Origin of the sequence: Embleya sp. NPDC050493 (assembly GCF_044458105.1) — a bacterium.
Lineage (GTDB): Bacteria > Actinomycetota > Actinomycetes > Streptomycetales > Streptomycetaceae > Embleya.
In genome coordinates this window covers 786,456-798,501 of sequence record NZ_JBITHP010000001.1, presented here as the reverse complement: position 1 = coordinate 798,501, position 12,046 = coordinate 786,456, and the positions used below count along the sequence as shown (strand labels likewise).

Sequence of the window (12,046 nt, the reverse complement as noted above, 5' to 3'; positions counted from 1 at the left end):
GCACGCGCGCCCGACCCCGAGCCTGCGCCCGACCCCGCACGCGCGCCCGACCCCGAGCCTGCGCCCGACCCCGCACGCGCGCCCGACCCCGAGCCAGCGCCCCCCCCCCCCCCCGCGCCCCGCCCCCCCCCCCCCCCCCCCCCCCCCCCCCCCCCCCCCGCCGCGTTCGTGCGCGGGCGGCGGAATTCGGCCCGGCCGCCCGGTCCCGAGCCGTGGTCGATCCGGCGGGTGGGCCGGCTCAGTTCGCCGGCGATCCCGTCGCCGCGGATCCCGCGTCCGGGGTGCGGGCCTCCGGCGTGAACGTCACCGGCAGCCGCTGCAACCCCCGCATGATCAGCCCGCCGCGCCAACGCAGTTCGTCCCCGGGGAGCGCCAGTCGTACGTCCGGCAGCCGGCTCAGCAGCGTGCCGATGGCGATCTGGCCTTCGAGCCGAGCCAGCGGTGCGCCGATGCAGTAGTGGATGCCGTGTCCGAACGCGAGGTGCTGGTTGTCCGCGCGGGCCGGATCGAGCAGATCGGGCTCGGCGAACCTGCGCGGGTCCCGGTCGGCCGCCGCGAGCACCACCAGCACCGGTTCGCCCGCCGGGATGCGTGTGCCGCCGATCTCCAGCTCGGTGGTGCTGAACCGCCACGTGGCCACCTCGACCGGCCCGTCGTAGCGCAGCAGTTCCTCGACCGTGGGGGCGAGCAGCGCCGGGTCGGCCTGCACCGCGAGCCGCTCGGCGTCGTGCGTGAGCAGCGTCAGCAGGCCGTTGCCGATCAGGTTGACGGTCGTCTCGAAGCCGGCGAAGAGCAGGATGAAGGCCATCGCCGCGGCCTCGTCCTCGGTCAGGTGCTCGCCGTGGTCGCTCGCCCGGATCAGCCCCGAGATCAGGTCGTCGTCCGCGTCGGTGAGGGTTGCGCGCTTGCGATGGATCAACTCGGCCAGGTACGTGCGCATGTGCCGCACCGCCCGGGCCACCCCGCCGCGCGGACCCGAGCCGTGCCGGATCATCATCCCGGCCCAGGTGCGGAAGTCCGCCTGGTCCTCCTCGGGCACGCCGAGCAGGTCGCAGATCGCGTAGATGGGCAACGGGAACGCGAAGTCGTGGATCAGGTCGGCCTCGCCGGCGCGCGCGAAGTCGTCGAGCAGCCGGTCCGTCAGGGCCTGGATCCGAGGTCGGAACTCCTCGGCCCGGCGCGGCGTGAACGCCTTCGACACCAGCCGGCGCAGCCGGGTGTGGTCCGGTGGGTCGAGGTTGAGCAGGTGCGCGCCGACGCCGGAGCGCTGTTCGCCGGGCACCCCGACCTTGCCCTGCTTCCAGGCCGCCTCCGAGCGCCGCGGGTCCTTGCTCAACCGCTGGTCGGCGAGCGCCTGCTTGGCATCGGCGTACCGGGTGACCAGCCAGGCCTCGACCCCGCTGGGCAGCGTGGTGCGGTGCACGGGCGCGTGCTCGCGCAGGTGTGCGTAGGCCGGATACGGATCGGCGATGAACTCGCGGGAGAACAACTCGGGTCCGGCGGGTACCGCGTGCGCCGGGCACCGGGCGGGATCGTCGGTCACGGCTGCGGGGTCCGCGCCGCCCGCAGGCCTTTGATGCCGAGCCAGCCGATCGCGTTGCCCGCCACGAACGAGACGATCGTCAGCGCCAGATGGATCAGGAAGAACGTCGTCGCGCCGTCGTTCCAGGACCGGTCGTCGGCCCAGATGTTCTTGAGGAAGTTCGGCCACAGGATCCAGCTCCAGACGCCGAACAACACCAGACAGGTGGAAATACCTCGGCCGATCCTCAACGTGAAGCACCTGTTCCTCGGTCGAACCCCAGCAAATTTGTCCCGGTTCAGTATGCGGCGGCGCGGTCGGCGAACCGCAGCCGGGGGCCGCCAGTACGCTCATCACATGTCTGATTGGTTCCGGGCTTCTCGGAAGCCGGCCGTGTTCTGTGCTGCCTCGCTCGTTTTCGCGTTCGGTCTTGTCCCGGCCGCCCGGGCCGCCGGTCCCACCCAGGAACCACAGCCGCCCACGCCGATGTCCGATCTCGGCGGAGCACGCCTGGCCCAGCCCGGCGTACAGAGCGATCTGCCGCCCGGCACACCGCCGTTGCCCGCCGTCGAGGGCTGGGCGTGGGTGGTCGCGGACGCGGACACCGGCAAGATCCTGGCGGCGAAGAACCCGCACTGGAAGTTGCCGCCGGCCAGCACGCTCAAGATGTTGTTCGCCGACACGGTGCTGCCCAAGATCGACCGGAACACCACCCACCAGGTGACGCTCGCCGATCTGCAGGACCTGGGCGAGGGCAGCAGCCTGGTCGGGATAAAGGAGAACGAGACCTACAAGGTCGAGGACCTGTGGCGGGGCGTCTTCCTGCGCTCGGGCAACGACGCGGTGCGCGTGTTGTGCGCGATGAACGGCGGCGTGCCCACGACGGTGCAACAGATGAACGAGCGGGCCAAGCAGCTTCAGGCGGGCGACACGAACGTGGTCTCGCCGGACGGGTACGACGCGCCCGGGCAGGTCTCCAGCGCGTACGACCTCGCGCTGTTCGCGCGCGAGGGGCTCAAGAACAACGACTTCCGGTCGTACGCGAGTACGAAGGTCGCCGACTTCCCGGGTGTGGCGGGGGCCAAGTTCCAGATCCAGAACACCAATACGATGCTCGGCCAGTATCCCGGCATGATCGGCGTCAAGAACGGCTACACCACCAACGCGGGCAACACCTTCGTCGGCGGCGCGCAACGCGGCGGCCACACGCTGCTGGTGAGCCTGATGCACGTCGAGGGCAAGGGCAAGACCTACGAGGACACCGGGAAGCTGCTCGACTGGGGCTTCGCGGCGCTGGCCCAGGCGAAGCCGATCGGCACACTCGTCGAGCCGCTCTCGTCGCCGGGCGGGAAGAAGGACAAGGACAAGGGCTCGAAGCCGACCGACGCCAAGGCGGGCGAGTCCAAGACCGCGCAGGCGGCGTCCTCTTCGGAGGACAAGGGCTTCAACTGGGGGCTGTGGGCGGGGCTCGGGGTGCCGGCGGCGCTCGTGCTGGGGGGTGGCGTGCTGTTCGCCCTTCGGCGGCGCGAGGGGGATTCGGGGGTTCGGTTCGAGGACGACATCCTGCCGTAGGGGGTGCGGGTGCCGGATGGCTGGGAGGTTGGCCTCAGGCGCCGGCCGGGCTGGGTTGGCCTCAGGCGCCGGCCGGGCTGAAGGTGGCCTCAAACGCCGGCCGGGCTGTTGGGTTGCTTGGCCGGGCTTTGAAGGGTGGCGTCAAGCGCCGCCGAGGCTGAAGGGTGGCCTCGAAGGGCCGGGTTCAGGGGCGGTTTCGGGTGAAGCGTTCCAGGAGGATGCCCAGGGTGGCGGTGCCGGCGATGGCCAGGCCGTAGGTGCGGGCCGGGTGGGAGCGTTTCGCGGGGTAGCGGGACAGGTCCAGCGGTGGTTCGGCCGCCGCCTTCTCGGCCGCCGCGTCGGCGTTCTCCTCGGCCTCCGCGGCCTCTTGCGCGTTGGCCGTCCACGACGCGCAGAACAGCAGCAGCCGGATCACGAAGTAGATCCACAGCAGCAGTGCGACCGGCACGCCGAATGCGCCGTACGCGCTCTTCCCCGCGACACCCGCGATGTATCCGGACACCAACAGCTTGAGCACCTCGAAGCCGACCGCGCCGATCAGCGCGCCCTTGACCGCGACCGCGCGGTGCATGGTCAGCCGAGGCAGGCCGACCAGCAGGTAGAGGAACAGCACCACGCTCGCGCCGACCGCGACCGCGAACGCGGCGATCTGGAGCAGGATCCGGCCGACCGGCTGGTGTTCGAGCCCGATCGAATCGGAGATCTCGCGGATCACGATGGTCGCGAACGCGGACGCGCCCACCGACAACATGAGTGCGAGGCCGAGACCGATCAGCACCCCCACGTCGGCGATCTTGCGCACGACCACATTGCCCGGCTCCTCCTCCACGTCCCAGATCGCCCGGATGGACGAGCGGGTCGCGTCCACCCATCCGGTCCCGGACATCAGCAGCAGCACGCCGCCGATCGCGCCGACCGCGCCCGCGTTGCGCACCAGTGCGTCCAGGTCGAGCTTGTCCGCGATGCCGGGGATCTGTTCGGAGATCTTGTTCTGCATGCGTTGGACCTGGGACGCGTCCAGCGCCGCGGCCACCACCGCCGCCGCGAGCGTGATCAGCGGGAACATCGACAGGAAGCCGTAGTAGGTCACCGCCGCGGCAAGCCGATTGCCCTGTCGGTCGCCGTACCGCGAATACGCCCGCCACGTGGGGCCGATGACCGGGATCCTCGCCAGTCGTTCCTTGATCGCCACGGCTGACTGCTGCCCCTCCGAGGTCCGGCCCACACGCGACTCCACTCTGTGACCTTCCGTGTGGCCACGACGGCGTCACACGGGCAGGGGACCCGGCAACGACTGGCCGAACGCGAAGTCACGTTGCGGACGCCACACTCCGTCGGCGCCGTGCTCGTACAGACTGAAGCCCCAGATCGGGAAGACCGCGTCGTAGTCCACGAGTTCGGCGAACGCGAGGTCGAGCATATGGTCCGGCAGGTGGTGCGCGACGGTCACATGCGGGTGGTACGGGAAGTGCAACTCGCGCTCCAGCGGCCCGGATCGCACCGCCGCCTCGATCCGCTCACACTCCGGGATGCCGCGCGCGACCTGAACGAACACCACCGGCGAGGTCGGCCTGAAGGTGCCGGTGCTGCGCAGGTGTATGTCGAACGGCGCCTCGCCGGCGGCGACCGCGCGTAGATGTTCCTCGACCTCGGCCATCGCCTCGTCGGCCACCTCGGTGGGTGGCAGGAGGGTCACGTGGGTCGGGATGGCGTTCGCGAGCGGATCCCCGAACCCGGCGCGACGAGCCTGGAGCTCACTGCCGTAGGGCTCTGGGATCGCAATCGACACCCCGATGGTGCGCTTCGCCATGTGTTGCGCCTCAGACTCCCGTCCGGCCGGTCACCGGGGGCAGGAAGCCGACACGGTCGTACGTCTTGGCCAGCGTCTCGGACGCCACCGCGCGGGCCTTCTCCGCGCCTCGGGCGAGCACCCTGTCCAGCTCGTCCGGGTCGTCCAGGTAGGTGCGCACGCGGTCCTGGAAGGGCTCCACGAATTCGACGAGCACCTCGGCCACCTCCTTCTTCAGATCGCCGTAGCCCCTGCCCGCGAATCGCTCCTCCAACGCGGCGATCGAGGTGCCGGAGAGCGCCGAGTGGATGGTGAGCAGGTTGGACACGCCCGGCTTCTCGGTCTCGTCGAAGCGCACCTCGGTGCCGGTGTCGGTGACCGCGCTGCGGATCTTCTTCGCGCTGACCTTGGGGTCGTCGAGCAGATTGACGATGCCCTTGGGCGCCGAGGCCGACTTGCTCATCTTGATCGTCGGGTCCTGGAGGTCGACGATCTTGGCCGTCTCCTTGACGATGAACGGCTTGGGGACGACGTAGGTCTCACCGAAGGTGGAGTTGAAGCGCTGCGCGATGTCGCGGGTCAGCTCCAGGTGCTGGCGCTGGTCCTCGCCGACCGGCACCGCGTCCGCCTGGTAGAGCAGGATGTCCGCGACCTGGAGCACCGGGTAGGTGAACAGGCCGACCGTGGTGCGGTCGCTGCCCTGCTTCGCCGACTTGTCCTTGAACTGGGTCATCCGCGCGGCCTCGCCGAAGCCGGTCACGCAGTTCATGATCCAGGCGAGCTGCGCGTGCTCGGGCACGTGGCTCTGCACGAACAGCGTGCAGCGTTCGGGGTCGAGGCCGGCCGCGAGCAGTTGCGCGGCGGACGTCCGGGTGCGGGTGCGCAGTTCCTTCGGATCCTGTGGAACCGTGATCGCGTGCAGGTCGACCACACAGTAGAAGGCATCGTGGCTGTCCTGGAGCGGCACCCACTGGCGGATCGCACCCAGGTAGTTGCCCAGGTGGAACGAATCCGCGGTGGGCTGGATTCCGGACAGAACACGGGGACGCGTCGATGCCATGACGCCATTCTCTCAGGCGTGTGGGGCGGATCCGGTCAGGGGAGCCACGCGACCCCCACGCCGGGCGCACAACAAAGCGCGTGGGCGCCCCGGGGAAGACGCAACGATCGTGCGGCAGTGCACAACGCAGGCGGCTTTACCGCCCCTTCGAACGCAACCTAGGCTGTGCAGGGCCGATACACAGGGTCGTCGACCGCATATCCACGGTGACGACCGCATGCGGCCCCGGCCTGCCGCCATGCACGGCTACACCAACGGCACGGCAGATCGGTGTGGGTTCGCGGAAATCCCGTGCGCCCGTGCGCTGCCGCCGTCCGCGAGAAGGGGATATCGCGTGCGCCTCACCTCGTGCTGCGGTCGATCGGGCCGCGCCGCGCTGCGGTCGGAGCGCATATCGCCCGGAGTCGAGCGGGCGCGGGCGCCCCGACAGCGGCGCCGAGGGTTCGTCGCACCGCGGGCGGCCGAGGTACGGCACTACGTGATGTGCCCGCCGGTGTTCCTGGACGCGCCCGCGACCGACCGTTCGCCGGCCCGGCCGGATCTGCGGGGGCTGTCGGCGGAGACCGGCTTCCCGGCGCGGACGAGCGCCGCGATGGGTCAGTGGGAGCGGCTGCGCGGGACACTGATCGCGCTGGGGCATCGGGTGAGCCTGGTGTCCGGGCGACCGGGGCTGCCCGGCATGGTGTTCGCCGCGCGGGCCGCGACCGTGGTGGGTGGACGGGTGCTGGGCGCGCGGCCTCGTGCGGCGGATCGCTCCGCCGAGACGCCGGTCTACCTGGAGTGGTTCGACCGGCACGGCTTCCGGACGAGTCTGGAACCGGTGTTCGCGCACGAGGGCGAGAGCGACCTGATCCCGGCCGGACCGCGACTGCTGGCCGCGGCGGGACCGCTGACCGAGCCGGCCGCGCATGCCGAGGCGGAGGCGTTCTTCGGCCTGCCGGTGCTCCCGCTCGAACTCGCCGACCCGCGCTTCGGCCGGCTCGGCTCGGCGCTGACCGTGCTCGGCGAGCACACCGCGGCCTACTACCCCGGGGCGTTCACGCCGCGGGCGCAGCGCCGGCTGGCCAGGATCTTCCCGGAGCGGATCGAGGTCGACGAGGCGGACGCGCTCGCGCTCGGCCTGGACGCGGTCTCCGACGGACACAGCGTGCTGCTGGGCGATGCGACACCCGCGCTTGCGGCCCGGCTCGCGGGCCGGGGGTTCCGTACGATCGAACTGGACATGTCGGCATTTGCGGCCCACGGCGCGAGCGTGCGCAGTTGCGTACTGGAACTGCGCGCCGATCGTTGATCGCACGTCTTCGCGGGGTATCCCGTCTGTGCGCACTCGGGTGAGTTTCATCCTTCTTGCCGCCGTTGTGCGCTTTCCTCTTTTCGTACCGTCATCCGCCTTCGTACCGCCACCCGCCCTCGTAGCCGTCCCCACCGATCCCACCGATCCCACCGATCCACACCGCGTATCGAATTCCACCGTTGCGAAAGGACGTCATGAGCACGCAGCACTCGCCCGTCCCCTCCTCCGAGCACACGTCCGGTGTCGGCCGCACCGCCGGCCCGGGAGCCGAGAGCACCCGACTGATCGAGCTGGCCGAGGACGTCAGCGCGCACAACTACCACCCGCTGCCGATCGTGGTGGCCGAGGCGCACGGTGCGTGGATGACCGATGTCGAGGGCCGGCGCTACCTGGACATGCTGGCCGGGTATTCCGCACTCAACTTCGGGCACGGCAACGCGCGCCTGATCGACGCGGCCAAGCGCCAGCTGGACCGGGTCACGCTGACCAGCCGCGCGTTCCACAACGACCGCTTCGCGCCGTTCTGCGAGCAGCTCGCGCAGCTGGCCGGCATGGAGATGGTGCTGGTGATGAACACCGGCGCGGAGGCGGTGGAGACCGCGGTCAAGACGGCGCGCAAGTGGGGCTACGAGGTCAAGGGTGTGCCGGACGGGCAGGCGAGGATCGTGGTCGCCGCCGGCAACTTCCACGGCCGCACCACCACGATCGTGAGCTTCTCCACCGACGAGGAGGCGCGTCGGCACTTCGGCCCGTACACCCCGGGCTTCGACGTGGTGCCCTACGGCGACGCGGCGGCGCTGCGCGCGGCGATCACCGACGACACGGTGGCGGTGTTGATCGAGCCGATCCAGGGCGAGGCCGGCGTGCTGGTCCCGCCGCCCGGCTACCTGGCCGAGGTGCGCCGGGTCACCGCGGAGCGCAACGTCCTGTTCGTCGCCGACGAGATCCAATCCGGGCTCGGGCGCACCGGCCGCACCTTCGCGTGCGAGCACGAGGGCGTGGTGCCGGACATGTACATCCTGGGCAAGGCGCTCGGCGGTGGCATCCTGCCGATCTCGGCCGTGGTGTCCTCGCGCGCGGTGCTCGGCGTCTTCGCGCCCGGCGAGCACGGCTCGACCTTCGGCGGGAATCCGCTGGCGTGCGCGGTGGGTCTGGAGGTGCTGGAGATCCTGCGCTCCGGCGAGTTCCAGCAGCGCTCCGCCGACCTCGGCGACCACCTGCACCGCGAACTCGCCACCCTGGTCGGCCACTCGGTGACCGCCGTCCGCGGTCGCGGCCTGTGGGCCGGCGTCGACATCGATCCGGCGCACGGCACCGCCCGCGAGGTCTCCCAGGCCCTGATGGACCGCGGCGTCCTGGTCAAGGACACCCACGGCCAGACGATCCGCATCGCCCCGCCCCTGGTCATCTCCAAGGACGACCTGGACTGGTCCCTGGACCGACTGCGCGCCGTCCTGGCGTAACCCCCGGACGGGAACGGCCGCCGCACCCCACCTCAGCGGCCGTTCCCCCGCGCGTCATCCGGCTCGCCACGCCTCCAACAGATCCGCCGGCCCGAACACGGCTTGCAGACCGCGACAATCCACACCGCTCCGCGAGACCGCGACCAACGGAATCGGGTCCTCCGTGAGCATCGCCCGGTGTTTGTGCAGCGCGGCCAGGTCGTGGGCGTCGAACGGGGAGGCTTCGAGCCACTTGATCGAGCCGAGGAACAACAACCGCTTGGCCACGGGCTGCCGGTCGGCTCCGACCAGGTCGATCTCGACGTCGTTGCTCCGGGTCCAGTAGCCACCGACGGCGGGCGCGGCGGGCAGGCCGCCGGCGGGCAGGATCCGGGCCAGGGACTCGCGGACCAACGGCTCGACGGCGCGCCCTCGCCAGCTGGTCCACCCGCTTCCGATTCGGGTCAAAGTGAGGTCGCCGCGCATGCGCTCGATCTCCGCCATGTGGGGATCGAGGAAGGCCAGCCAGAAGCGCAGGTAGGGATCGGCCACCCGATAGCGGCGCTCCTTGGAGGGGCGCAGCGAGAGTGGCAGTTCGGTGGCCACGACCTGTTTGTCGATCAGCAAGTCGGCTGCTCGGGTGAGAGTGCTGTGCGCTATCCCACCGGCGGCTCGCGCGATGTTGCTGAAGGTGCGCTCGCCGGTACCGATCGCCCGCAGTACCTCTCGGCCCATCGCCTGTGCCGGGAACTCCGCCGCGAGCGAACGTTCGGCCGAGACCAGGAGTGCGGAGATCGGGTTCTCCAACGCCGTCTCCAGGAATTCCCACATCGACGCTCCGGGGCGCCACTCCCGGCAGATCAACGGCAACCCGCCGGTGATCAGCGCGGCGTCGAAGGCTTCGGCGGGTGCCAGGTCCAGCATGTCGCCGAGGTCGGCCGGGTTCAGCGGACCCACGACCATCTCACGCCCGCGCTGGTGGAAGGGCCGCTCGTAACTGTCGAGGGCCCGCATCATCGACAGGTCGCTTCCGACCAGCAGCAGCAGGACGGGCTTGCGGGAGAGCAATCGGTCCCAGGCACGTTGCAGCATGCCCTCGAAGGCGTCGACGCGTTCCATCAGGTACGGGACCTCGTCGATCACCACGACGCTCGGGGTGTCGTCGGGCAGGATCTCGGCCAGCAGCCGAAAGGCCGCGTTCCACTGGGTCGGGGCTTCCTCGGCGAAGACCGAGTGGTCGGGCAGGGTGGATTGGTTCATCGCGTCGAGCAGCTCTGCCAACTCGTCCTCGGCCGAGCCGCCGCCGGCGGTGAAGAACAGGTACGGGACGGCCGCCTGCCGAAGAAACTCCTCGACCAACGTGGACTTGCCCACGCGGCGCCTGCCCCGCATGAGCACACACTGCCCGGGCCGCGCCGCGCCGACGGCGGACCGCACCTCGTCGAGCGTGTTCCGCAAGGTGTGCAGTTCCCGTTTCCGGCCGATGAAACGAAGCACGAGCAGTCCAAGTGGGCTGGGCGATGTCCCGGCGAGCCGGTGGTAGCTCCCCGGATACTATCGCCGGCGATACTATCTCCGGCGATAGTATCCGTCGCCGCGGCTGTCGTCGGCGTGTGTGCGAAGGCGCGGCGTTCACGAGCTTCGGCGGCCCACCAGCCTCGGTTTGGGTTCGATGCCGGACAGGCCGTTCCAGGCCAGGTTGACCAGGTGCGCCGCCACGTCGGCCTTCTTCGGGCGGCGTACGTCCAGCCACCACTGGCCGGTGAGGGCGACCATGCCGACCAGCATCTGGGCGTACATCGGGGCGAGCTTCGGGTCGTAGCCGCGCGACTTGAACTCCAGCCCGAGAACGTCCTCGACCTGGGAGGCGATGTCGCTGATCAGCGACGCGAAGGTGCCGGTGGATTGGGCCACCGGCGAGTCCCGGACCAGGATCCGGAAGCCGTCGGTGTTCTGGTCGATGTAGTCCAGGAGGGCGAAGGCGGCCTGTTCGAGGAGCTCCCTCGGGTGCCCGCCGGTCAGGGCGCCGGTCACCATGTCCAACAATGCGCTGGTCTCGCGGTCCACGACGACGGCGTACAGACCTTCCTTGCCCCCGAAGTGTTCGTAGACCACCGGCTTCGAGACGCCCGCCTTGTGGGCGATCTCCTCGACGCTCGTCGCGTCGTAGCCACGCTCCGCGAACAGTGTTCGACCGATGTCGATCAACTGCTCGCGACGCTCTTTCCCGGTCATGCGCACACGACCGCCGCCGCGCGGTGCACTCCGCCTGCTGCTCTCGGTCACTGGCCCATCATGCCGCGCGGCGAGCCGCGACCCGTTCCCGGTCCGGCCAACGTACGTCCCAGACCCAGCCGAGCTTCTCCATCCAGCGGATCGCCCGGGCGCTGCTGTCGAGCTGGCCGCGCAGTACGCCGTGCCGTGCGCTGGTCTGATCCGCGTGGTGCAGGTTGTGCCAGGACTCGCCCATCGAGGGGATCGCGAGCCACCACACGTTGCCCGAACGGTCGCGGGACTTGAACGGGTGGTCGCCGACCGCGTGGCAGATCGAGTTGATCGACCAGGTCACGTGGTGCAGCAGCCCGACCCGGACCAGGCCGGCCCAGAAGAACGCGGTCAGCGCGCCCTGCCACGACCACGCCCACAGGCCGCCGACCAGCGCGGGAGCGGCCAGCGAGACCGCGACCCACAGCGGGAACTGGCGGGAGACGCGGATCATGTCGCGGTCCTTGAGCAGGTCGGGCGCGTACTTCTCCTGCGAGGTCTGCTCCACGTCGAACAGCCACCCCATGTGCGCCCACCACAGGCCCTTGGCCAGCGCGCCCACGCCGGTTCCGTAGCGCCACGGCGAGTGCGGGTCGCCCTCCTTGTCGGAGAACCTGTGGTGCTTGCGGTGGTCGGCGACCCACCGCACCAGCGGCCCCTGCACGGCCATGTTGCCCGCGATCGCCAGGGCGATCCGGACCGGGCGCTTGGCCTTGAACGATCCGTGGGTGAAGTAGCGATGGAATCCGATGGTGATCCCGTGGCCGGTGATGGCGTACATCACGACCGCGATCACCACGTCGTGCCAGGACAGGCCCCACCCCCAGGCCACCGGCACCGCTGCCACCAGCGCGAGGAACGGGATGCCGATGAAGAGCGCCAGGGCGACCTGCTCGGCGAAATGCTTGCGCTCGCCGCCGAGCGTGCCGCGCGGGGCGGAGTCGGTGGCGGACTTCCGTTCTTCGAGCACGCTGGTGCCGGGGGAAGGGGTCATAGGGATTCCCTCAGGTCGGGGGCGGCGATGCTACGGCGACGTAACCTACGGAGCCGTAAGTTCCGCCAGTATGGCAGGTCATGAGCGGAAAGTGAGGTGTCTGCCCGA

General features: G+C 70.3%; 11 protein-coding genes. 3 read left to right on the top strand and 8 right to left on the bottom strand.

Translation table 11 applies throughout. From position 1 onward, the window contains the following. Positions 1–238 precede the first annotated feature (238 nt). Positions 239–1,543, bottom strand: a complete 1,305-nt coding sequence (locus tag ACIBM5_RS03335) for a cytochrome P450 (protein WP_396005094.1) — start codon at positions 1,541–1,543, stop codon at positions 239–241. Beyond that, positions 1,540–1,773, bottom strand: a complete 234-nt coding sequence (locus ACIBM5_RS03330; protein ID WP_391585320.1) for an SCO4848 family membrane protein — start codon at positions 1,771–1,773, stop codon at positions 1,540–1,542. The genes ACIBM5_RS03335 and ACIBM5_RS03330 overlap by 4 nt, the downstream gene beginning before the upstream one ends. Before the next feature lie 106 nt (positions 1,774–1,879). Here ACIBM5_RS03330 and ACIBM5_RS03325 point away from each other — a divergent pair, with 106 nt between their 5' ends. Continuing rightward, positions 1,880–3,094 (top strand): D-alanyl-D-alanine carboxypeptidase family protein, encoded by a 1,215-nt coding sequence (locus tag ACIBM5_RS03325; RefSeq protein WP_391585319.1) that lies wholly within the window; start codon positions 1,880–1,882, stop codon positions 3,092–3,094. Between the two features lie 184 nt (positions 3,095–3,278). On the opposite strand, the gene ACIBM5_RS03320 is transcribed toward ACIBM5_RS03325, so the two are convergent. From ACIBM5_RS03320 to trpS, 3 genes are read right to left on the bottom strand one after another with little or no spacing between them, the layout of a single operon-like run. Continuing rightward, on the bottom strand, positions 3,279–4,331 hold the full coding sequence (locus ACIBM5_RS03320) for a YihY/virulence factor BrkB family protein (RefSeq protein ID WP_396005093.1): 1,053 nt from the start codon (positions 4,329–4,331) through the stop codon (positions 3,279–3,281). 30 nt (positions 4,332–4,361) lie between these two features. Beyond that, the gene (locus tag ACIBM5_RS03315) at positions 4,362–4,904 is read right to left on the bottom strand and encodes a 2'-5' RNA ligase family protein (protein WP_391585317.1); all 543 of its coding nucleotides are present in this window, start codon (positions 4,902–4,904) and stop codon (positions 4,362–4,364) included. 10 nt (positions 4,905–4,914) lie between these two features. Continuing rightward, the gene (gene trpS, locus ACIBM5_RS03310) at positions 4,915–5,943 is read right to left on the bottom strand and encodes a tryptophan--tRNA ligase (protein WP_396005092.1); all 1,029 of its coding nucleotides are present in this window, start codon (positions 5,941–5,943) and stop codon (positions 4,915–4,917) included. Between the two features lie 334 nt (positions 5,944–6,277). On the opposite strand from trpS, the gene ACIBM5_RS03305 reads away from it, so the two are divergent. After that, positions 6,278–7,234: a dimethylarginine dimethylaminohydrolase family protein gene (locus tag ACIBM5_RS03305; protein ID WP_396005091.1), complete on the top strand. Its 957-nt coding sequence runs from the start codon at positions 6,278–6,280 to the stop codon at positions 7,232–7,234. 197 nt (positions 7,235–7,431) lie between these two features. Continuing rightward, entirely contained in the window at positions 7,432–8,700 is a 1,269-nt protein-coding gene (gene rocD, locus ACIBM5_RS03300; RefSeq protein ID WP_391585314.1) for an ornithine--oxo-acid transaminase, read from the top strand. A gap of 54 nt (positions 8,701–8,754) precedes the next feature. Here rocD and ACIBM5_RS03295 read toward each other — a convergent pair whose 3' ends face one another. The 3 genes from ACIBM5_RS03295 to ACIBM5_RS03285 all read right to left on the bottom strand — a co-directional run bounded on the left by ACIBM5_RS03295 (position 8,755) and on the right by ACIBM5_RS03285 (position 11,938). Then, on the bottom strand, positions 8,755–10,176 hold the full coding sequence (locus ACIBM5_RS03295; protein WP_396005090.1) for an ATP-binding protein: 1,422 nt from the start codon (positions 10,174–10,176) through the stop codon (positions 8,755–8,757). Positions 10,177–10,311: 135 nt separating this feature from the next. Continuing rightward, complete coding sequence (locus ACIBM5_RS03290; RefSeq protein WP_391585312.1) at positions 10,312–10,914, bottom strand: TetR family transcriptional regulator; 603 nt, start codon at positions 10,912–10,914, stop codon at positions 10,312–10,314. Between the two features lie 58 nt (positions 10,915–10,972). Next, positions 10,973–11,938, bottom strand: a complete 966-nt coding sequence (locus tag ACIBM5_RS03285) for an acyl-CoA desaturase (protein ID WP_396005089.1) — start codon at positions 11,936–11,938, stop codon at positions 10,973–10,975. Positions 11,939–12,046: the final 108 nt, after the last annotated feature.